Raw genomic sequence first — 20,014 nt, 5'->3', positions numbered from 1 at the left:
GCCGACTACTCCGCCGACTTCCCCGGGATCTGGAGGGTCTCGGCGACCGTCTCGGCGACGATCCCGCTCGCGCGGACATCGAGGTGGATGCCGTCCGGATGCCGTGTGACGGATCGGCGGGTGACGTCGAACACGTCGATCAGGTCGACCCCCAGCCTGCTCGCGACGGTGCGCACGATCGGGGCCACCTCGTCGGCGATGATCCGCTCGTGGACCCCGCGGCGATTCGGGAACGCGACAGGCGGAGTCAGCAGGAACACGGTCGCTCCGCGCGTGCGGTAGCGCTCCACGAACGCAGCGAGCTGGGTCTCGTAGCGCTCCGCGTTCCAGTTGTCTCCGCGGGCATCGTTCGAGCCGAGCATGACGAGCACGATGTCCGCTCCGGCCTGCAGAGATGCCGCGGCCTGGGGAGTCGCGTCGTACGGCCAGTCGCCTTCCTGTTGCAGCGTGCACCGATTCACGCCGTAGTTGAGCACCTGGTATCCGTCGCCGAGGATCCGCTCGAGCTGCGCAGGATACGAGTTGCGCTGGCGGCCACGGAGCAGTGCGCCGGCCCCGTAGGTGTTGCTGTCGCCCACGGCGGCGATGGTGATCCGTGCCTCGCGTCGACGCGGGAGCGGCGGAAACATGATGCGGCGGTAGACCACCGTGCCGACGCCGACCAGCACGGCGAGCGACGCGGCGAACGCTCGCGCGACCCCCGCGCGGGATCGTCGTTCCCGGGTCACTTCGCTTCCTCGAAGACTTCGCGCGCGGGGCGACCGATCCCCACCCCCGCCGCGATCAGCTGCGCACGCAGGTCGTCCACTCCCGCGAAGAGGTTAGTGTGCATCGACAGGCTCTCCGCTCCGACCAGCTTGCCCGCGGAGTCGTCGGTGAAGAACACCTCCGTTGCCGAGACCTCGAGCGCACCGAGCACATGCTGGAACGCGCGCGCATCGGGTTTAGCGAAGCCGATATCGGCGGAGTTGAAGACGGCGTCGAACCGGTCGGAGATGCCGTGGGCAGCGAGCTCGGCGGGGAGGGTGTCGGTGCCGTTCGTGAGCACTGCTGTGCGGAGCCCGGCGGCGCGGAGCTCGTCGGACAGATCGAGCACGTCCCCGTCGACCATGGCCGGGTGGGCGCCCCACTCCGTGGCAGCCGCCGCGTTACCGATCCGTTCGCCGATCCGGCGCACCCACTCCGCGCGGGTGATCCGCCCGGTGGTGACCTCGTCGATCAGGGGAGCGGCAAACGCGGTGCCCGCGATGATTCCCGAGTCGAGGCCGTGGCGGCGCTCGATCTCGGCGACGTGGGCAGGATCGAAGTGACGGATCACGCCGTCGAGGTCGAACAGCACAACACGGATCATCCGTCCATCCTCTCTCAATCGCCGTCTGACGGGGCTGCACGCGGGAGACTGTCTCCGACCCCCACACGCACGACAGGAGAACGATGACGACCGTCTTCCCCCGCTCCGTCTCCGTGGTCATCCCGGTGCGGAACGACGCCGTCCTTCTGGAGCACTGCCTCCGCGCTCTTGAGCGGCAGACCCGCCGACCCGACGAGGTCGTGGTCGTCGACAACGGCAGCACGGATGACACGGTGGCCGTCGCCGAGCGGTTCGGTGCACGCGTGGTGACCGAGCCCGTGCAGGGCATTCCTCGGGCCTCGGCGGCGGGCTACGACGCGGCGACCGGCGACATCATCGCGCGATTGGATGCCGATTCGCGCCCGAGGCCCGACTGGATCGAGCGGATCGAGCGGACGTTCCGAAGCCGCGACGGCCTCGACTTCCTCACCGGCGATCCGAGCTTCTACGGCTCCACACCGCTGGTGCATTGGATGGGGGAGCACCTCTACATCGGCGGCATGTACACGGTGCTCACCCCGCTGCTCGGGCATGCACCGCTGTTCGGCTCGAACATGGCGATGCGCGCCGAGACCTGGCGGATGCTGAGCGGCGAGGTGCACCGCGAGGAGCAGAACATCCACGACGACTTCGACCTGTCGTTCCACGTGCGCCCCGAGATGACCGTGCTGCGGGACCGGAGTCTGGTCGTCGAGGTGTCGGCGCGCCCGTTCCGGGACTGGGCGTCACTCCGGCGTCGGCTGAGCTATGTGCTCCCCACGGTCCGGCTGCATCTGTCGCACGAGCCGCTGCGCGTGCGGCGACGGGCGCGGCGTGAGGCTGATGCGGAGGCCCTCCGCGGTTGAGTCAGCCGTCGGCGCGCGTGTAGAGATCGAGCAGGTCGGCCGTGAGTTGATGCGGAGTGGTCTCGCTCGGGCTGTGCCCGGTCGCGTAAGCGCGGAAGTCGGCGCCGATGTCCTGGGCGTAGCGTTCATGGGCGGCGAGCGGCCACAGGTCATGCGAGCCGGCGACGACCAGCTTCGGCATGTCCAGTGCCCCCACGCGGCCGCGCACATCGGGTGCGGTCATCATGAGCCCGACGATCTCGTCGACGCTGCGCCTGCTCGTGAGCGCGAACCGGGAGCGGACGAACTCGAGCCTCCGGGGTGGGACGCGGTTCTTGTTCGTCACGATCCCCCAGATCATGAGTCCGGCGCCCCGGCGAGGGCTTGCTATCGGGGCGATCGGGCCCAGCCACTTCATGGTCGCGAAGACGTTGCCGACGCCGGGGGGAGTGGTCAGGAGCGCCAGGGAGAGCACGAGGTCGGGGCGACGGACGGCGACCAGCTGCGCGACCGTGCCGGCGAAGGAGTAGCCCAGCAGATGAGCGGGGGTGCCGGCTTCGAGGAAGGCGATGAGGTCGCCGATGAACAGCTCGTATGTGTAGCTCGTGTGCGCCCCGGCGGCATGTGATTCGTACTGTCCGGCGAGGTCGAACGACTGCACGAAGAAGCCCGCCTCCGCCAGGAGTGGCAGCATCAGTGCGAAGTCCTCCTTGGAACCGGTCGCCCCCGGTACCAGGACCACGCGCGGATGCGCGGGATCGCCCAGCGACACCACGGCCAGCTCGCCGCTCGGCGCCGAGAATCGCGAGGCCGTCGACTCGGGCGGCGGCACCGTCCAGTCGACGTCGCCGAGCGCCGCGTCGAGGTCTGCCGGGGCGATGTGCGCCCGTTCACTCCGCGAATCCGTCGACACGCTGAAAAGCTACTCCCCGATGGACCTGCGCAGAAGGATCACGCGCGGGATGAGGCGGATCAGCGGGACGGTGAGAGAAACCCCCGGTCCTGCATCAGCATCGTCCCGGCCAGTGCGCGTGCCGTTTCCCACGGCGTGCCGAACGTCTCCATGCCGACGGTGACGATGGCACCCTCGTAGAGCAGCATCAGGGCCTTCGACATCAGGTCGGGGTCCGCGGCGCCTGCCTCTCGGCACAGCTCGGCGAAGAGGTCGAGCAGCCAGGCCTTCTGACGGGCCACTTCGGGGAAGACCGGGTGGCCGTCGTGGCCGTCGCCGATCTCGGCGCGCGCGTTGATCGCGCTGCACCCCTTGGGGCTGTTCTCGTCCGACCAGGTGATCGCCGCGTCGAACACGGCGAGCACGCGCTCGATGCCGGGCTCGGGCACGCGCGAGAGGTGCTCGGCGACGTGTGTCCGCCATCGTGCATCGCGGTGCTGGAGGTAGGAGACGACCAGCGCCTCCTTGGAGCCGAAGCGGTCGTAGAGGGTCTTCTTGGTGACGCCAGCGGCCTCGGCGATCGTGTCGACGCCCACCGCGTGGATGCCGCGCTCGTAGAAGAGCAGCGACGCCGCGTCGAGCACGCGGGAGGCGCCAGGGGTGAGCGGGGCGAGGTCGGGAACGGGGACGGCCATGACGCCGAGTATACCAACCTGTATAGTCGGAGGAATGGGTATACAGATCGGTATAGTTCGTGTCGGCGTGACGATCGCGGCATCCGTGGCCTTCGTCGTCACCTGGAGCTCCGGATTCCTCGTGCCGGCGATCGCCGCCGTCGAGGTGCCGCCGCTGACGCTGCTCGTCTGGCGCTTCGTTCCCCTCGCTGCGATCCTGCTCGCGATCGTGCTTTTCGCCGGTGCTGCTCGCGGCGTCACGCGGCGCGACCTGGGCCGACAGGCGGTCATCGGACTCTTCGCCCAGTTCGGCTACTGCACGGCGGTGTACATGGCCATCGCCTCGGGCGTCGCCACCGGCACCACGGCGCTGATCGATGCCGTGCAGCCCCTCGTTGTCGCAGCGCTGGTCGGGCCGCTGCTCGGGCTCCGCGTGCGCGCGGCGCAGTGGGCTGGACTCCTGCTCGGGGCCGTGGGGGTCCTGCTGGTCGTGTGCTCGCAGCTCGAAGGTTCCGCGGCGCACCCGATCGCCTACCTGTGGCCTGCCCTCGCGATGGCGTCCCTGATCGTCGCCACGTTCCTCCAGCGCCGCTCCGAACCGCGGACGAGCACCCTGGTGACGCTGACCATCCACGTCACGGTGACCGCTGCCGCCCTCGTGCCGGTCGCCGCAGTCTTCGGTGCGCTCGCGCCGCCGGCATCCGCATCGTTCTGGATCGCCGCCGGATTCGCCGCTGTCTTCCCGACGCTCGCCGCGTACGGGCTCTACTGGTGGTTGCTGCGCCGGGTCGGCATCACGGCTCTGAACGCGCTGCTCTTCTTGATCGCTCCGACGACCGCGCTGGCCGGAGCGCTGCTGCTGGGTGAGCCGCTCACGGTGCTCACCGTCCTCGGCTTCGCCCTCTGCGCGGGCGGTGTGGCCGCGGTGCTCGTGAGCGAGACGCGCGCCGTGCATAACTCCTCAGAATCGTCGGGAGATTCGCGATCTGGGGCTCTGGGGGCGGTTTCGCGCGCGTTCATCGAGGAGTTGTGAACATACTCCGATAGTTGCGCTTTCGCAACTATCGGAGTATGGTTGACCTCGATCAACTTTCTACGCAGGAGCGTTACCCCCGTGACAAACACCACATCCTCAGCACCCGAAGCCACCCGCTCGGCCCGCGAGGTCTTCACCGCGATCTCCGGACTCGTCGTCGGCATGTTCGTCGCCGTGCTCTCGGGCACCGTCGTGTCGACCTCGATGCCGGTCATCATCGCCGACCTCGGCGGCACCCAGTCCCAGTACACCTGGGTCATCACCGCGAGCCTGCTGGCCACCGCCGTCTCGACCCCCATCTGGGGCAAGCTCGCCGACCTCGTCGACCGCAAGGTCCTCGTGCAGATCTCGCTCATCCTCTTCACAGTTGGCACCGTGATCGCCGGCTTCTCGACCGACACGAACATGCTCATCGCGGTTCGCGTCATCCAGGGCATCGGCGTCGGCGGCCTGATGTCGCTCGTCATGATCGCCGTGGCCCTCATCATCTCCCCGCGTGAGCGCGGCAAGTACATGGGCGTCGTCGGCGGCATCATGGCCCTCGGCACCATCGGCGGCCCGCTGCTCGGCGGACTCCTCACCGACGTGTGGGGCTGGCGCTCCAACTTCTTCGTCGGCGTGCCGTTCGCGATCCTCGCCCTCGTCCTGCTGCAGTTCACGCTGCACCTGCCCAAGCCGCAGCGCGACAGCAAGGTCTCGATCGACTACTTCGGCATCGTGCTCCTCGCGGTCGGCGTCTCGACCCTGCTCATCTGGGTCTCGATGGGCGGCAGCCAGTTCGACTGGGACTCCTCGACGAGCATCATGCTCGCCGTCATCGCCGGAGTCGCGATCGCCGCCTTCATCACGGTCGAGTTCTTCGTCAAGGAACCGATCGTGCCGATGTCGCTGTTCCGCAACCGCACCTTCACCCTCTCGGTCATCGCGTCGATCGCCATCGGCGTCTCGATGTTCGCGACCTCGGTGTTCCTCGCGCAGTACTTCCAGCTGGCTCGTGGCGCCACGCCCACCGAGTCGGGCCTGATGACCATCCCGATGATCATCGGCCAGATGGGCGCGTCGATCATCATCGGCCAGCTCGTGAGCCGCTTCGGCAAGTGGAAGGGCTGGATGCTGACGGGCTCGGTCCTCGCCACCATCGGCGTCAGTCTGATGGCCACCCTGCGCTACGACACCCCGTTCCCGCTGGTCGCGGTGTACATGTTCATCCTCGGCGCGGGTCTCGGCATGGTCATGCAGAACCTCACGCTCATCGTGCAGAACGACACCGCGCCGCAGCAGCTGGGCGCCGCGTCGTCGAACGTGAACTTCTTCCGCACGATCGCCGGCACCATCGGCGTCACGGTCATGGGTGCGATGCTGTCGACCAGCGTCGCGTCGTACATCACCGACTCGCTCAAGGGCTTCACGCCGACGACCCCCGCCGAGGTCGATGCACTCAAGCACCTCGCCTCGGGTGACGTGCCGAAGGTCGGGCAGCTGCCCGACACGATCCGCACGATCGTCGAGGGCGCTTACGGCCACGGCATCGCCGACTCGTTCATCATCGCCATCCCGCTCGCGGTGATCGCCATCATCGCGATCGCGTTCATCAAGAACAAGCCGCTGTCGACGAAGAACGCCGCCGAGCAGATGCTCGAGCAGGCGGAGGAGTCGATCATCGAGGTCTCCGAGGCCGAGGTCGGCGCGTCGCTCTCCACCGGGGCCATCCGGCTCGGAGGTGCGGAGTCCGCGTCGCCCGCGACCGGTTCGGTGCGCGTCCTCGAACGCGAAGATCGGGACCAGGAGCGCTGAGATGCTCGCCCCCGAAGCGGTCGAGCCGGCAGATGTCGACAGCGCGCTCGGTGACCTCCAGGCGCACCTGAACCTCATCTTCGCGAGGACCAGGTCGCTGTGGAAGGAGTCTGCAGCTCGGGTGCACCCCGAGCTGCAGGTGGCCGGGTACAAGCTGCTGACGTTCATCGCTCGGGCGGGCACCGCGAACGCGCATGAGTTGGCCGAGCGGTTCGAGATGGACAAGTCGGTCATCAGCCGTCAGGTGCGGATGCTGGAGGAGGCAGAGCTTCTCGAGTCCCGGCCGGACGAGCGGGACGGGCGACTGCGGGTGCTGAGCGCGACCCCGTCGGCCTGCGCAGTGCTCGCCGAGGTCCGCCGCGAGTACGGCACCCGCCTGCAGGCCGTCGTCGACGAGCTGACGCCCGACGAGATCCAGGCCGCGTCCAAGGTGTTCCGACTCCTCGCAGAGGTCTGAGTGAAGCCCCGCTGTCGCGTTCGACAGTGGGGCTTCGCCGTACACTGGCGAGCATGAGCGCCTCGTCCGACGCCCCCGCCGACACCCCCGCATCTCCCTCTGAAGAGGGTCGTCTGAGCGGGGCGGATCTCGACCAGGCCGTCACCAGGGTCGAGCAGGAACTCGGTCGTCTCTTCGCGCGCATCCGCATCAGCTGGCGCGAGGCCGCCGCGACCGTCCACCCCGAACTGCAGCCTCTCGGATACCAGGTGCTCACCTCGATCGCGACCGGCAAGGCGACCTCGGCCGGCGCGATCATCGAGCACCTGCAGACCGACAAGTCAGCGGTGAGCCGTCAGGTGCGCCAGCTCGAGCAGCTCGGACTCGTCGAGAGCGTGCACGATCCAGAGGATCGCCGCGCGCGTGTCCTCGTCGCGACCGACCTGGCGCAGGAGCGCATCGCCGTCGCCCGCTCCCGCTACGAGGGCCGCATCGGCGAGCGGCTGCGCAAGTGGACGGCCGCCGACCTCGACCACTTCGCCGACCTTCTGTCCGCCCTCGGTGGCAACTGAGGGGGAATACGAGGCTCGTCCCGAGCCTTACCTCCCTCTGTGACTCTCTTCGATCCGGCCGTCTTCGGCGCCCTGCAGCTGTCCAATCGCGTCGTCATGGCGCCGCTCACCCGCACCCGCGCGGATGACGACGGCGTGCCCACCGAGGTGATGGTGGAGTACTACCGGCAGCGCGCAGGGCAGGGCCTCATCGTCTCCGAGGGCACGTGGCCCGCGGCCGAGGGCAAGTCCTACGCGGGCCAGCCGGGCATCGTCACGCCCGCGCAGATCGAGGGCTGGCGGCCCATCGCCGATGCCGTCCACGAGGCCGGCGGCACCATCGTGATGCAGCTGATGCACGGCGGACGCGTGGGGCACCCGGAGATCTCCGGGCAGCCGCGCGTGGTCGCCCCGAGCGCGCTCGCCGCACCGGGCCAGACGCACACGCCCGTGGGCAAAGCCGACCTTCCCGTCGCCCACGCGCTCACCTTCGATGAGATCCCCGAGGTCGTCGAGCAGTTCGCGCAGGCCGCACGCAACGCGATCGTCGCCGGCTTCGACGGCGTCGAGGTGCACGGTGCGAACGGCTACCTGGTCCACGAGTTCCTGTCGCCCGTGTCGAACATCCGCGACGACAGCCACGGCGGTTCGCCCGAGAACCGCGCCCGCTTCGCGATCGAGGTCACGGCCGCCGTCGCCGCCGCGGTGGGAGCCGACCGCACCGGCATCCGGCTGTCGCCGCAGCACAACATCCAGGGCGTGCTCGAAGAGCATGACGCAGACGTCCACGCGACCTACGCCGCTGTCGCCCAGGGGCTCGCCCCGCTCGGTCTCGCCTTCATCGACGTGCTCAGCGCCACGCCGACGAGCGAGCTCGTGCAGCACATTCGGCGCACGGCAGGCGCTCCGCTGATCGTCAACACCGGCTTCGGCGTCGCCACGACGCGGGAGGATTCCGAGGCCCTGGTCGCTGACGGATGGGCGGATGCCGTCGCCGCGGGACGCCCCGTGATCGCCAACCCCGACCTGGTCGAGCGCTGGCGTGAGGGGGCGGAGCTCAACGATCCGCGCCCGCAGCTGTTCTACGGGCGCACGGCCGAGGGGTACACCGACTACCCGTCGTTGGAGAGCGTGCGCGCCGGGGTCTGAGGGCTCACCGAGACGCGCCCTCCTCGGCGGCTGCCGCCGAGGCGACCCGGAGACTGACGGCCGTCCACGAGACGGGCGGCAGCTCGACGACCGCGACGCCATCGGCGATGACCAGTGTCTCGTTCTGTCGAAGAGTCACGCGCTCCGGATCGTCGAGCGTGTTCACGGCGTACACATCATCGTCGCTGAGGGTCCGCGCGGACGCTTCCAGTACCGTGCCGAATTCCGCGACGTCGAAGGAGAGGGTCACCGGGTCGGTCTGCGAGCGGTTGACCATGAACAGGCCGACGCTGCCCGTGGGGGAGTCGAACGTCGTCACGGCATCGACGACCGGCACGCTCCCGTAGGTGTCGGTCTCATACCGGTCGCACTCGATATGAGTGGGGATCGACAGCCCGGTCGCGAGTTCGGAGGTGACGGCGAACGGGAAGAAGGTCGTCTGCTTCCAGGCGATCCCGCCCGGCTCCGTCATGATCGGGGCGATGACGTTGACCAGCTGAGCGAGCGAAGCGCTCGTCACCCTGTCTGCCCGGCGCAGCAGCGAGATGAGGAGGCTGCCCACGACCACGGCGTCCGCCACGGAGTAGGCATCTTCGAGGAGTCTCGGCGCCGTGGGCCAGTTCTGCGCACCGGTGATCTTGTCCACGGTCTCGAACCGGGTGTTGTACCAGACGTTCCACTCGTCGAAGGAGAGGTTCACGACATGGTCGCTGCGCTTCGTCGCTTTGACGTGGTCGACGGTCGCGATCACCGACGAGATGAACTCGTCCATGTCGACGGATGAGGCGAGGAAGCTCCCGAGATCGCCGCCCTTCTCCTCGTAGTACGCGTGGCAGGAGATGTAGTCGATGTCGTCGTACGTGTGGGAGAGGACGACGCGCTCCCATTCGCCGAAGGTGGGCATCGAGCGACTGGAGGAGCCGCAGACGACCAGCTCGAGTGAGGGATCGAACATCCGCATCGCGCGAGCGGTCTGCGCGGCGAGCTTGCCGTAGTCGTCCGCCGAGCGGTGCCCGAGCTGCCACGGGCCGTCCATCTCGTTCCCGAGACACCACATCCGCACGTCGAACGGCTCGGTCCGGCCGTTCGCGGCGCGCTCCGCCGCCCGTGCCGAGCCAGATCGCAGGTTCGTGTACTCCAGGAGATCGAGTGCCTCCAGCGTGCCGCGTGTACCCAGGTTCACGGCGAGCATGAGCTCACTGCCGACGGACTCCAGCCACGAAGCGAACTCGTGCAGCCCCACCTCGTTCGATTCCGTCGAATGCCAGGCGAGGTCGAGCCGGGCGGGACGCTGCGAGCGCGGACCCACACTGTCCTCCCAACGGAACCCGGAGACGAAGTTCCCACCGGGGTAACGGATCGCGCTCACCCCGAGCTCGGACACCAGCGCCTTCACGTCGGAGCGAAATCCCTCGGCGTCGGCGCTCGGGTGCCCGGGCTCGTAGATGCCGTCGTAGACGGATCGGCCCAGATGCTCCACGAAGGAGCCGAAGACACGGCGGTTCACAGCCCCGACCGGAAGCTGAGTGTCGAAGGTCAATCGTGCGGCGGTCATTTCTGCCTTTCGGTCAGGTCTTCACGGTGCTCACGAGCGGGTCGCGGCCGACGTGCGGATGGTCGGTCTACTTGAGCCCGGTGCTCGCGACGCTCTCGATGAAGCGTCGTTGGACGAAGAGGAACATGATCGCGAGCGGCACCACGGCGATCAGGGAGCCGGCCATCATGACGCCGTAGGGGATGATCCCGCTGGGCCCCGTGAGCAATGTGAGCCCGGAGGTGATGGTCCCCATCTCCTGCTCCGTCGTGAAGACGAGCGGCCACAGCAGATCGTTCCAGTTGTTGACGAACGTGTAGATGCCCAGTGTGAGAAGGGCGGGGACGGCGTTGGGGAGCACGACGCTGCGGAAGATCCGGAACTCCGAAGCCCCGTCTATGCGGGCGGCGTTGTCGAGATCGCGCGGGAGGGAGAGGAAGAACTGGCGGAGGAAGAAGATCCCGAAGGCGTCTGCCGCGCGGGGGATGATGAGGCCCCAGAACGTGTTCACCCAGCCGAAGTCCGAGACGAGTTGGTAGATCGGGATGAGGGTCGCCTGGAACGGGATCATCAGGCTCGCCACGATCACGACGAGGAGTACGCGACTTCCGCGGAAGTCGATGCGGGCGAGCACGTATGCGGCCAGAGAATCGAAGACGAGCGCACAGATCGTGACTCCGCCCGCGAAGACGAAGCTGTTGAATATCAGCCGGGCGAACGGCAGATCCGTGAAGATCCGCTCGAAGTTGTCGAGTGTCCACGTCCCCGGAACGAGCGAGGGTGGGAAGGCGTTGACCTCGGACACCGGCTTGAAGGCGGTGAAGACGATGATGAGGATCGGCAGCAGGATCAGGAGTGTGACGAACAGCATCGCCAGGAAGTAGAGTCCGCGACCGACGCGCAGTCGTGTCGGGCGGCGTCGGGAGAGGGCGATGTCGGTCATGCGGCGTCCTTCGCTCGACGGCCCGAGAGGGCGAACTGGACGAGGCTCAGGACGAGCGTCGCGATGAGCAGCACGTACGACACCGCGGAGGCGAAGCCGAGTTCGAGGTCACGGAATCCGGACTGGTAGATCTGCATGACGATCGTCTGCGTGCTGCGATACGGTCCACCGCCGGTGAGCACATAGATCTGGTCGAAGGCCTGGAGCGCGGCGATCGTCGCGATGATGAGCACGAATCCCGTGGTGTTGCCCAGCAGGGGGAGGGTGACGTTGCGGAAGCGGGCTATGGGGCCGGCGCCGTCCATGTTGGCCGCCTCGTACAGGCTCTTCGGTATCTCCTGGAGCCCGGCGAGGAAGACGATCATGTAGAACGCGAAGTTCTTCCACACGGCGACCAGGACAACGGTCGGCATCGCGAGTACCGGATCCTGGAGCACGTTGCCGATGCGGATGCCGAAGGCCTGCAGCCAGTAGTTCAGGAGGCCCACCTGCGGGTCGAGCAGATACTGCCAGGCGAACGCGGCGACGGCGAGGGAGACGATGAACGGCAGGAACAGCCACGTGCGGAACATGCCTCGCAGTGGCAGATTCGGGCTGTTGAGCGCGAGGGCGAGCAGGAGCGCGAGCACCACGGCCACCGGCGTGAAGAGGACGGTGTACAGCACCGTGTTGCTCATCGCCTGGAGCATCTCGGGGTCGGTGAAGACCTCGACGTAGTTCGCGAAGCCCACGTACTCCTCGAGTCCGAAGCCGCTCGCATCGGTGAACGAGAGCCTGAGCGCAGACAGCATCGGCCAGAAGACGAACAGAGCGAGGATCGTCAGAGCCGGCACGAGGAAGGCCAGGATCGTCAGGCGACGCTTCGCTGCGCCTCCGATCGGGCCGCGCCCGCCGAGCTGCGCCGGCGGACGGCGGCGACGGGTGGGTGGGGAAGTCGTGGCAGTCATCGTCACTCTCTCTACAACGTTGTAACCCACACAGTAAGGACCTCGGGGGCGGCTCGTCAACTCGTCGCCCCGGTGTCGGATGATCGCGAGCGGGCGACCATGGGGGCGGTCGACTGAACAGCTTGACTTTTTGCGGGACATCGAGAACCATAACCTCTATAACGTTTACTTACAACGTTGTAAAGCGATGATGAGGACACCCGTCCTCCGCGCCGACAGAGTGGTCGAACAGTGGAGGTTCCCCTGATGAAGAAAGCACTACCCGCAGCGTTCGCGAGCGTCCTTCTGCTCGCCCTGGCCGGCTGCTCGTCGGCCGGCACCCCCTCCGAGGAGGGCGGAGTGATCGAGCTCGACTTCTGGCACGGCTACACGGAAGCGGATGGCGAGGTGCTGAACGACCTCGTCGCCGAGTTCAACAAGTCGCAGGATGAGGTCAAGATCACGCCGTCGGTCAAGCCCTGGGCGACACTCCTGGACTCGGCTCTGCCGGCGCTGACCGCGAAGAAGGGGCCGCAGCTCATGGCGATCCCTCCCGAGAACATCCCGGTCTTCGCGTCGAAAGGTGCACTCCAGCCCCTCGACGACTGGTACGAGAGCGACAGTGCCTCGGACGTTCTCAACCCCGGTGCGGTCGATACCGGCATCGTCGACGGCGAGCGCTTCGGGGCTCCGCTGAGCTTCACCCCGCTGACGATGTTCTACAACACCGCGATGTTCGAAGCGGCCGGCGTCTCCGTTCCGACGACGTGGGACGAGTGGGTCGCTGCCGCGACCGCGCTCACCGTCGACGCGAACGGAGACGGTGAGCCCGAGCAGTATGGACTCGCCCTCCAGGACAACGCGACCGTGGGCAACGGCGTCTGGCCGTCTCTGTTCAAGAGCGGCGGTGGCGATGTCGTGACCGCCGACGGCGACGTCGTGGTCGATTCGCCGGAGAACGTCGAGACCCTCACGTATTGGTCCGATGCCGTCGCCGCCGGGAAGTTCTCGCCGACCGGCATCACGGGCGCCGACGCCGATGGACTCTTCAGTGCGGGGAAGGTCGCGATGACCCTCGGGGGTCCGTGGCTCGCCACCGTCTCCGAGGAATCGGGCATCGAGTACGGCATCGCTCCGCTCCCGGCCGGGCCTGATGGGATCGTGGCCTCCGCTCTCGCCGTCGACATGAGCATCACCGCTCAGGCATCGGCGGAGGAGAAGGCGGCGGCCGAGAAGTTCTTCACGTGGTTCTATCAGAAGGAGAACATGGTCACGTGGTCGCTGGCTTCCGGCTGGCCCCCGCTCACGTCGGAGGTTTCGGCTGAGGATGTCGCGGAGAATCCGGTCGTGTCTGCCCTCACCGAGCAGTCCCAGTACGGTGCCGCACTCCTGCCGGGTGTCATCCCGTCCACGGATGTGCTCACCGCGCTCGACACCGCCACGCAGAAAGCGCTCGCCGGCGGCGACCCCGCGGAGTTGCTCCGCACGGCGGAGCAAGAGATGGAGGCGGCCCTGGCGGGCTGACTCCGTTGCACGACCACCCGCACCGACGCTCCCGATCGGTGCGGGTTGCCGTGTGTCGGGCGCCCGACACCCGGCTGAGAGAGCCAAACGGATCCTCGGATCCGAGAAAGAGGACGACGACGTGAACTGGTTCGAGGACGGACGCCTGCGATTCGCGATGGGAGTGGAGGACACCTTCATCCCTCAGACACGGCCGGGTGAGCGTGCGCTGGATGAGTACGAACTCATGCAGCACTACCGCTTCTGGTCGGAGGATCTCGGCTACTGCGCCGAAGTCGGAAGCGAGATGGTGCGGTGGGGGATCCCCTGGTATCGCGTCAACCCGGCGCCGGGAGAGTGGGACTGGGAGTGGCTCGATGGAGTCATCGACCGCTTCGACGAGCTGGGGATCGAGCTCATCGCCGATCTCGTCCACTACGGGACACCGCTCTGGCTCGAGGATCAGTTCGTCAATCCGGAGTACCCGGAGCGCGTCGCCGAATACGCGGCCGCCGTCGCAGAAAGGTATCGAGGTCGGATCCGGCACTACACACCGCTCAACGAGCCGCTTCTGAACATCATGTACTGCGGCGAGTTCGCGCAGTGGCCGCCGTACCGCTCCGGGGATCGCGGCTTCGTCGGGGTTCTTCGAGGGATCTCACGCGGGATCGTCACAACGCAGCGGGCGATCGCTGCCGTCGATCCGGATGCCGACTTCGTGCACGTCGAGGCCTCCTTCCGGTTCGCGGGCGACACCGCCGCGCACAGCGACACTCATGAGCACCTGCGGCATCGCGCATACATCGTGCAGGACCTCGTGATGGGACGCGTCGGCGGCGATCACCCGCTCGTGCCGTACCTGCGGGAGAACGGGTTCACCGACGAGGACTTCGCCTGGGCCAGCGAGAACACGGCGATCCCCGACGTGGTCGGCGTCAACTACTACCCGCAGCACTCCACGGAGGTCTTCGAAGCAGGGGTGGTGCACACCGGGGGTCCCCGCGACCTCCGGCCGCGCCTCGACGCCGGCACCGAAGGGCTGGCCGACGTCATCGAGTCGTTCGCCGCGCGCTACGAGCGGCCCGTCTTCCTGACCGAGACGAGTTACACCGGCACCGTCGAAGAGCGGATCGCCTGGATGGATGCGTCGATCGCAGCGGTGGAGGATCTTCGTGCGACGGGTGTCGACGTCATCGGATACACATGGTGGTGCATCACGGACATGGTCGAGTGGTCCTATCGCCCGGGAGACGGCAAGCCGATGGACTACCGCCTCTCCATGGGACTGTGGGCGCTCGAAGAGGACGGCGATGGTGTGCTCCAGCGGTATCGCACACCGGTGGCGGACGCGTTCCTGCGGCATACCCGGGCCTGATCGTCGCGGCTCTTGACTGATTTACAACGTTGTGCAATTCTCCATTTACAACGATGTAAATCCTGATGGGGATCTCCGCGTCAGGACCCCAACCTCGGAGGACGCAATGAAGCGGTTATCGGAACAGAGATCTCGCGGGAGGCTGGCAGGACTGTCCGCCATCGCCGCGACGCTGGCACTCGTGGCGACGGGATTCGTCGCGACATCGGCTCAGGCGGTGACGACGGGCAACGGATCGCTCGTGTACGCCCCGCCGAACGGTTCGTCGTTCAACGATGAGGGCGGAGACGCGACCGGCACGGCCTACGCCAAGATCATCGCCCTCAAGCACAACGGAACCTCCAATGGGACGCTCCTGAACACGTTCGACGACGGGCGTCTGATCAAGGACGTCAACCCGAGCTCCAACCCCACGACCGACACGCAGGCATGCCTCGCGAACCCCGCCCTGGCATGCCACCAGGAGTGGCCGATCTTCCGCAGCACCAACGACGGCACGAGTTGGCAGAAGATCTCGGCGGTCAACCCGGGGCTGCAGTTCCCCGGGACCGCCGGACAGGAGAGCACGACGCAGCTCGACCGCCTTGCACAGCCGTTCCTCTTCGAGGTTCCGCAGACGACCGGAAACCTCGCGGCCGGCACGATCCTGCTCACCGGCCAGATCAGACCCGCTGACCGCAACGCCGCGTCGTCGGTGACGAAGCTCGTCGTCTACAAGAGCACCGACCGAGGGGCCTCGTGGAGCTACGTGAGCACGATCGACACGGGTGGGCCGGCGATCTACGACCCCTCCTCGACCTCCACGACCACGACCGTCTGGGAGCCGACGCTGGCGATCGATGGCGGGGGCGGTCTCGTCGCCTACTTCTCGGATGAACGGCAGAAGGCGAACGGCGTTCTCCAGGCCGTCTCCTACCGGCGCTCGCTCGACGGCGGTCAGACATGGGGCGCGCTCTCGAACGTGTCCGCACCGACCGACTCCACGCATCGCCCAGGGATGATCACGGTGGACAAGCTGCCCGACGGCTCCTACATCGCGACCTACGAAGTGGTGAATGCTCAGGGATACGCGTTCTCGAACGCCTCGCCCGTGTTCTTCAAGAAGTCGCCCGATGGCCTCAACTGGGGAACGACGACGAGTCTGGGAACGCCGGTCGAACTCGCCGACGGTCGCGGAATCGGATCGTCCCCGACGGTGAAGTGGGTGCCCACCGGAGGACCGAAGGGAATGATCGTCGTCGCCTCGAAGTGGGGACTCGACGCCGCCGGCAACCTCGACGGGGGCCAGAACTTCTTCGTCAACTACAACCTCGGCGCCGGACCGTGGGAGCGACTGCCCTTCGCCGTGACGTTCAACGGGCCGAGCTCGATCACCGGCTTCGCGCAGGGGATCGACTACAGCCCGGATGGTCGCACGCTGTACCAGGCGGTGAACGTCGACAACTACCGCGCGAATCCGTCGAACCCCAGCCAGACCTACCTCTACAACGACATCCGGGTCGGGACGATCCCGCTCACGGCGACCGCCTACGAGGCGGAGAACGCCGCGCGGACGAACACCACTCTCGTGACGCACGGCGACGCCTCGAACGGGAGCAAGGTCGGCAACATCAACTTCGCGGACAGCACGGTGACCTTCACCGTCGATGCTCCGCAGGCGGGTACATACGACCTCAATGTCCGGTACGCCAACGGGATGGGGTCCACGAGCGGTCATGCGGTGTCGGTGAACGGAGGGACGGCGACGAACATCAGCTATCCCGCCACGGCTGATTGGGGGCGCTACCTCTGGGCGCAGAAGTCCGTCACCCTCAATGCCGGGTCGAACACCGTGCGGTTCGCGTACTCGGGCACCTTCGCCGAGCTCGACCAGATCCAGCTCCACAAGAGTGGAACCACCCTGCCGGCGACATTCCAGGTGCTGAACCGCAACAGCGGCAAGGTTCTCGAGATCCTGTCCGCGCTCACGACCGACGGTGCCCCCGCCGGGCAGTGGGGGCCGACAGCGAACGCCACGCAGATCTGGAAGGTGCAGCCCGCGACGGGGGGAACGTTCGAACTCGTGAACAAGAACAGCCGGAAGCTCCTCGAGATCCCCGGCGCCTCCACCGCTGACGGCACCGACGCGGTCCAGCGGTCGGCGAGTGGCACCGCCACGCAGCGCTGGAACCTGGCGCCCAACAGCGCGGGCTACTGGACCATCGCCAACGCGAACAGTGCGAAGCTCCTCGAGATCGGCTCGTGCTCGACGGCCGACGGGGCGGTCGCGCAGCAGTGGGGTCCGACCGGGGCGGCGTGCCAGGAGTGGCGCCTCATCAAGGAGGGCATCCAGTGATGAAGGCGTGATGCGGGGCGCGGGGCGGTCGGAGACATCGGCCGCTCCGCTCCTGTGTCCCGGCCCGGGTCAGTCCGACGGGACGGCGGACTCGCGGACGACCACCTCGAAGTCGACCAGCACCTCGCGGGGGTCCGACGGCCGACCGCCGCCGTCACGGATGCGGGTGAGGAGCAGCTCCACGGCGAGAGCGGCGATCTGCTCCCGACCGGGGTTGATCGTCGACAGGCTCGGGAGCGTGTACTGGGCCTCGTCGATGTCGTCGAAGCCCACGACCGAGACGTCGTCGGGAATGCGGAGGCCTGCCTCCTGGAGGGCGCGCATCGCGCCGAGCGCGAGCGCGTCGTTGAGCCCGAACACGGCATCGAACTCGACGCCGTCATTCAGAAGGTCGCGGATCGCCTCGGCTCCGTTCGACCGGTGCCAGAGCGTCGTGTACCGCACGAGCGACTGATCGACCTCGATGCCGGCGGCGGCGAGTGCCTGCTCGTAGCCCTGGGTGCGGAGGGCTGCGGATCCCACATCCTCATCGACGTGTGCGCCGACGAGAGCGATGCGTCGTCGACCGGCCTGAAGGAGCAGTTCCGTCGCCGCCTGCGCAGCTTCGACGTTGCGCATGGTGACGTGATCGACAGGTCCCCCGAAGATGCGCTCGCCGAGCAGCACCACCGGGAAGTCGACCTCGAAGTGCTGAGCATCCGCCTGACCCATGCCGAGGGGGCTGAAGATGAGCCCGTCGGTGAGCTGCATGCGTGGGCTCGTCAGGACGGCGATCTCGCGGTCACGGTCGGCGCCGGTCTTCTCGATGAGCACCACGAGACCGTGTCTCTCCGCCTCGGCGATGACCGCGTCGGCGAGTTCCCCGAAGTAGCTGAGGCTCAACTCGGGAAGCACCAGCCCGATCACGCCGCTCCGTCCGGAGCGGAGAGAGCGTGCCGAAAGGTTCGGCTGGTAATTGAGCTCTTCGATCGCCTGGCGTACGCGGGTCCTCGTCGACTCCTTGACATGCGGGTAGTCGTTGACGACGTTGGAGACGGTCTTGATCGAGACGCCGGCGAGATTCGCCACGTCGTGGAGGGTGGCTGCCATACGACCTCCCAGACGTCATCACCGTCCTTGATGATACAACGTCGTAATCACCTCGCAGCCTCAGGGGTGAGGCTCCTGGGGTGGCGTCGAGAGGCGCGTGAAGGAGAGGTCGACGAGGGGCAGGGCGTCCCGCGGCACCACCGCCGTGCACACCACATGCTCGTCGACGCGGAAGCCGATGCTGTAGACGAACGGGTCGGTGTCGATCTGCAGCCCGGGGCGGTGTTCTCCGTCGACGTCGAGCGAGGTGTCCGATACCGCGGTGATCGTGGCGGTCCACGCATCGTCGTCGTCGCGCGGATCCCGGGACAGGCCGAGCTCCTCGCGGAATCGGTTGCGCAGGATGTGGTTGGTGTGCGCGACGAGCTGATCGGAGAGGGTGCTGCCCTCGCGAGCGCGGGAAGCGCGCCAGGTGGTGCGCACCGCTTCCCACAGCATCGGATACCGGAAAGCCTGTACCTGCTCGATCAGCCAGGCCGGACGCCCCCATGGCGGTTCGTCTTCGAGGGAACGCCTCGTCGCCTCGTCCAGCTCGATCTCATTGCGGGGATCGGTGTGATCGTCGGGGTACCGCCACAACGTGTAGCTGAACTCCGCTGACACCTCGTCGGTGCCCGCCGGGCCGCCGATCTCCGTGAAGCCGGTGATCGACATGCGCGTGAGCGCGGGCTGCGACCGCAGCTCGAAGACGGGGAAGGGAAGACTCCGCAGCCGGGCCTCCGCCTCGATGCTCGGGTCTGGCGCGTCCGTCGGGACCACTCCGCTGAACTCCATCGGTCCAGTGTGCCTCCTCAGCCCGCATCACAACAGGATGTCGTCCGCAGCGCCCAGACTCCGCCACCCCGTCTCGCGGGCTCCGGGCCGCTCCTGCACATCCGCTTCCGGCAGTGGTCCCAGGTCGATGCCGGTCAGGGTGGCGATGTCGGCGACCGGCACCTGGAACGTGCGGAAGGCGCCCAGCGGCGGTACGGCGAGAATGCCCTCGCGGGTGTCGACGAGCTCGGACTGATCGAGAACGAAACCAGCGGCGGCGAGACCGTCCGGCCCCTGCCAGGCGGCGATCTTCCAGAATCGCAGCGGGATCCGGATGCCGCGGTACGGCGGGTCGTCCGCGGCGAGGATCGGCGCGGTGAAGACCGAGACCCGCTGATCCGTGGTCTCGGCATACGCGAGCACGTGGTCTTCGAGGCCGAGCCAGAGCTCCTTCGACTGGTTGAAGCCGGCGGCCTGCGGTGCGGCGTTCGGGTAGAAGAAGGTCGCCTCGGTGGCGGCGCGAGCCACGTCGACCGGCCCCCATCCGGGATCGCGGCGGCGCACGAGGTGCCCGCGGTCGAGGTCGTTGTGGGCATACACCTCCGGCCCGGTCTGCTCGGCGGCCGGCACGCGCTCGTCGAGGCGCCAGTCGCCGGTGCGCGGGAGTTCCTGCAGAGAGCCGCCGTCGATGTTCACCGCGGTCACCGCGGCGAGCTGCCGCACGGGATCGAGCAGCACCGTGAAGCGTGGATAGGGGAGTGGGCGCACTGTTTGCGCGGGGCGCGGGAGGGGGAGAGTCGCTCCGAGGAACTCCGGATCGTAGCCGTCGGTCATGCCCTCATCGTGCCC

Annotated in this window: 19 protein-coding genes; 9 read left to right on the top strand and 10 right to left on the bottom strand. The window is 67.5% G+C overall.

Features of this window, described 5'->3' with window-relative positions; all coding sequences use genetic code 11:
* Nucleotides 1-5 precede the first annotated feature (5 nt).
* Both HCX50_RS12480 and HCX50_RS12475 read right to left on the bottom strand, forming a co-directional pair.
* A complete protein-coding gene (locus HCX50_RS12480) occupies nucleotides 6-728 on the bottom strand; it encodes a GDSL-type esterase/lipase family protein (RefSeq protein WP_167634598.1) in 723 nt (240 codons plus the stop codon).
* Nucleotides 725-1,351: an HAD family hydrolase gene (locus HCX50_RS12475; protein ID WP_167634597.1), complete on the bottom strand. Its 627-nt coding sequence runs from the start codon at nucleotides 1,349-1,351 to the stop codon at nucleotides 725-727. The genes HCX50_RS12480 and HCX50_RS12475 overlap by 4 nt, the downstream gene beginning before the upstream one ends.
* 83 nt (nucleotides 1,352-1,434) lie before the next feature.
* Between HCX50_RS12475 and HCX50_RS12470 the strand changes: the two genes are divergently transcribed.
* Nucleotides 1,435-2,196: a glycosyltransferase family 2 protein gene (locus tag HCX50_RS12470; protein WP_167634596.1), complete on the top strand. Its 762-nt coding sequence runs from the start codon at nucleotides 1,435-1,437 to the stop codon at nucleotides 2,194-2,196.
* Nucleotide 2,197: 1 nt separating this feature from the next.
* Here HCX50_RS12470 and HCX50_RS12465 read toward each other — a convergent pair whose 3' ends face one another.
* Nucleotides 2,198-3,088 carry an alpha/beta fold hydrolase gene (locus tag HCX50_RS12465; protein ID WP_167634595.1) on the bottom strand — a complete coding sequence of 297 codons (891 nt, stop codon included), beginning with the start codon at nucleotides 3,086-3,088 and terminating at the stop codon, nucleotides 2,198-2,200.
* A gap of 59 nt (nucleotides 3,089-3,147) precedes the next feature.
* The gene (locus HCX50_RS12460; protein ID WP_091028575.1) at nucleotides 3,148-3,762 is read right to left on the bottom strand and encodes a TetR/AcrR family transcriptional regulator; all 615 of its coding nucleotides are present in this window, start codon (nucleotides 3,760-3,762) and stop codon (nucleotides 3,148-3,150) included.
* Nucleotides 3,763-3,796: 34 nt separating this feature from the next.
* On the opposite strand from HCX50_RS12460, the gene HCX50_RS12455 reads away from it, so the two are divergent.
* Genes HCX50_RS12455 through HCX50_RS12435 form a run of 5 tightly spaced genes read left to right on the top strand, consistent with a single transcriptional unit; the run spans nucleotide 3,797 to nucleotide 8,707 of the window.
* Nucleotides 3,797-4,774 carry a DMT family transporter gene (locus HCX50_RS12455; protein WP_205829073.1) on the top strand — a complete coding sequence of 326 codons (978 nt, stop codon included), beginning with the start codon at nucleotides 3,797-3,799 and terminating at the stop codon, nucleotides 4,772-4,774.
* 30 nt (nucleotides 4,775-4,804) lie between these two features.
* The gene (locus HCX50_RS12450; protein ID WP_167634631.1) at nucleotides 4,805-6,571 is read left to right on the top strand and encodes an MDR family MFS transporter; all 1,767 of its coding nucleotides are present in this window, start codon (nucleotides 4,805-4,807) and stop codon (nucleotides 6,569-6,571) included.
* Between the two features lies 1 nt (nucleotide 6,572).
* Nucleotides 6,573-7,028, top strand: a complete 456-nt coding sequence (locus HCX50_RS12445) for a MarR family winged helix-turn-helix transcriptional regulator (protein ID WP_167634594.1) — start codon at nucleotides 6,573-6,575, stop codon at nucleotides 7,026-7,028.
* Between the two features lie 53 nt (nucleotides 7,029-7,081).
* Nucleotides 7,082-7,579 (top strand): MarR family winged helix-turn-helix transcriptional regulator, encoded by a 498-nt coding sequence (locus HCX50_RS12440; protein WP_167634593.1) that lies wholly within the window; start codon nucleotides 7,082-7,084, stop codon nucleotides 7,577-7,579.
* A gap of 39 nt (nucleotides 7,580-7,618) precedes the next feature.
* A complete protein-coding gene (locus HCX50_RS12435; RefSeq protein WP_167634592.1) occupies nucleotides 7,619-8,707 on the top strand; it encodes an oxidoreductase in 1,089 nt (362 codons plus the stop codon).
* Between the two features lie 4 nt (nucleotides 8,708-8,711).
* Here HCX50_RS12435 and arfA read toward each other — a convergent pair whose 3' ends face one another.
* From arfA to HCX50_RS12420, 3 genes are all read right to left on the bottom strand, one after another.
* Nucleotides 8,712-10,262 (bottom strand): arabinosylfuranosidase ArfA, encoded by a 1,551-nt coding sequence (gene arfA / locus HCX50_RS12430; protein WP_091028557.1) that lies wholly within the window; start codon nucleotides 10,260-10,262, stop codon nucleotides 8,712-8,714.
* Between the two features lie 67 nt (nucleotides 10,263-10,329).
* Nucleotides 10,330-11,184 (bottom strand): carbohydrate ABC transporter permease, encoded by an 855-nt coding sequence (locus HCX50_RS12425; RefSeq protein ID WP_091028551.1) that lies wholly within the window; start codon nucleotides 11,182-11,184, stop codon nucleotides 10,330-10,332.
* On the bottom strand, nucleotides 11,181-12,131 hold the full coding sequence (locus HCX50_RS12420; protein ID WP_091028547.1) for a carbohydrate ABC transporter permease: 951 nt from the start codon (nucleotides 12,129-12,131) through the stop codon (nucleotides 11,181-11,183). Before HCX50_RS12420 ends, HCX50_RS12425 begins: the two co-directional genes overlap by 4 nt.
* Before the next feature lie 246 nt (nucleotides 12,132-12,377).
* On the opposite strand from HCX50_RS12420, the gene HCX50_RS12415 reads away from it, so the two are divergent.
* The 3 genes from HCX50_RS12415 (at nucleotide 12,378) to HCX50_RS20200 (ending at nucleotide 17,323) form a co-directional block, all read left to right on the top strand.
* Nucleotides 12,378-13,634: an ABC transporter substrate-binding protein gene (locus tag HCX50_RS12415; protein ID WP_167634591.1), complete on the top strand. Its 1,257-nt coding sequence runs from the start codon at nucleotides 12,378-12,380 to the stop codon at nucleotides 13,632-13,634.
* Nucleotides 13,635-13,755: 121 nt separating this feature from the next.
* Nucleotides 13,756-14,988, top strand: a complete 1,233-nt coding sequence (locus tag HCX50_RS12410; protein ID WP_337749589.1) for a family 1 glycosylhydrolase — start codon at nucleotides 13,756-13,758, stop codon at nucleotides 14,986-14,988.
* Between the two features lie 181 nt (nucleotides 14,989-15,169).
* Nucleotides 15,170-17,323, top strand: coding sequence for an RICIN domain-containing protein (locus HCX50_RS20200; RefSeq protein ID WP_337749588.1), 2,154 nt, complete (start codon nucleotides 15,170-15,172; stop codon nucleotides 17,321-17,323).
* 69 nt (nucleotides 17,324-17,392) lie between these two features.
* Here HCX50_RS20200 and HCX50_RS12400 read toward each other — a convergent pair whose 3' ends face one another.
* Genes HCX50_RS12400 through HCX50_RS12390 form a run of 3 tightly spaced genes read right to left on the bottom strand, consistent with a single transcriptional unit; the run spans nucleotide 17,393 to nucleotide 19,999 of the window.
* Complete coding sequence (locus HCX50_RS12400) at nucleotides 17,393-18,412, bottom strand: LacI family DNA-binding transcriptional regulator (RefSeq protein WP_091028537.1); 1,020 nt, start codon at nucleotides 18,410-18,412, stop codon at nucleotides 17,393-17,395.
* Nucleotides 18,413-18,472: 60 nt separating this feature from the next.
* Nucleotides 18,473-19,186 carry a hypothetical protein gene (locus tag HCX50_RS12395; protein ID WP_091028534.1) on the bottom strand — a complete coding sequence of 238 codons (714 nt, stop codon included), beginning with the start codon at nucleotides 19,184-19,186 and terminating at the stop codon, nucleotides 18,473-18,475.
* Nucleotides 19,187-19,213: 27 nt separating this feature from the next.
* The gene (locus HCX50_RS12390) at nucleotides 19,214-19,999 is read right to left on the bottom strand and encodes a DNA/RNA non-specific endonuclease (protein ID WP_167634589.1); all 786 of its coding nucleotides are present in this window, start codon (nucleotides 19,997-19,999) and stop codon (nucleotides 19,214-19,216) included.
* Between the last annotated feature and the right edge of the window lie 15 nt (nucleotides 20,000-20,014).

This window comes from Microbacterium sp. B19(2022), assembly GCF_012030385.1.
Lineage (GTDB): Bacteria > Actinomycetota > Actinomycetes > Actinomycetales > Microbacteriaceae > Microbacterium > Microbacterium oxydans_B.
This window is presented reverse-complemented; position numbering and strand designations above follow the sequence as displayed.

Bases quoted from the DNA above. Each gene is read 5' to 3' on its own strand.
- HCX50_RS12470 (WP_167634596.1), top strand. From the start codon at position 1,435: ATGACGACCGTCTTCCCCCGCTCCGTCTCCGTGGTCATCCCGGTGCGG.
- HCX50_RS12440 (WP_167634593.1), top strand. From the start codon at position 7,082: ATGAGCGCCTCGTCCGACGCCCCCGCCGACACCCCCGCATCTCCCTCT.
- arfA (WP_091028557.1), bottom strand. From the start codon at position 10,262: ATGACCGCCGCACGATTGACCTTCGACACTCAGCTTCCGGTCGGGGCT.
- HCX50_RS12455 (WP_205829073.1), top strand. From the start codon at position 3,797: ATGGGTATACAGATCGGTATAGTTCGTGTCGGCGTGACGATCGCGGCA.
- HCX50_RS12460 (WP_091028575.1), bottom strand. From the start codon at position 3,762: ATGGCCGTCCCCGTTCCCGACCTCGCCCCGCTCACCCCTGGCGCCTCC.
- HCX50_RS12390 (WP_167634589.1), bottom strand. From the start codon at position 19,999: ATGACCGACGGCTACGATCCGGAGTTCCTCGGAGCGACTCTCCCCCTC.
- HCX50_RS12415 (WP_167634591.1), top strand. From the start codon at position 12,378: ATGAAGAAAGCACTACCCGCAGCGTTCGCGAGCGTCCTTCTGCTCGCC.
- HCX50_RS12425 (WP_091028551.1), bottom strand. From the start codon at position 11,184: ATGACCGACATCGCCCTCTCCCGACGCCGCCCGACACGACTGCGCGTC.
- HCX50_RS12475 (WP_167634597.1), bottom strand. From the start codon at position 1,351: ATGATCCGTGTTGTGCTGTTCGACCTCGACGGCGTGATCCGTCACTTC.
- HCX50_RS12420 (WP_091028547.1), bottom strand. From the start codon at position 12,131: ATGACTGCCACGACTTCCCCACCCACCCGTCGCCGCCGTCCGCCGGCG.
- HCX50_RS12445 (WP_167634594.1), top strand. From the start codon at position 6,573: ATGCTCGCCCCCGAAGCGGTCGAGCCGGCAGATGTCGACAGCGCGCTC.
- HCX50_RS12400 (WP_091028537.1), bottom strand. From the start codon at position 18,412: ATGGCAGCCACCCTCCACGACGTGGCGAATCTCGCCGGCGTCTCGATC.
- HCX50_RS12395 (WP_091028534.1), bottom strand. From the start codon at position 19,186: ATGGAGTTCAGCGGAGTGGTCCCGACGGACGCGCCAGACCCGAGCATC.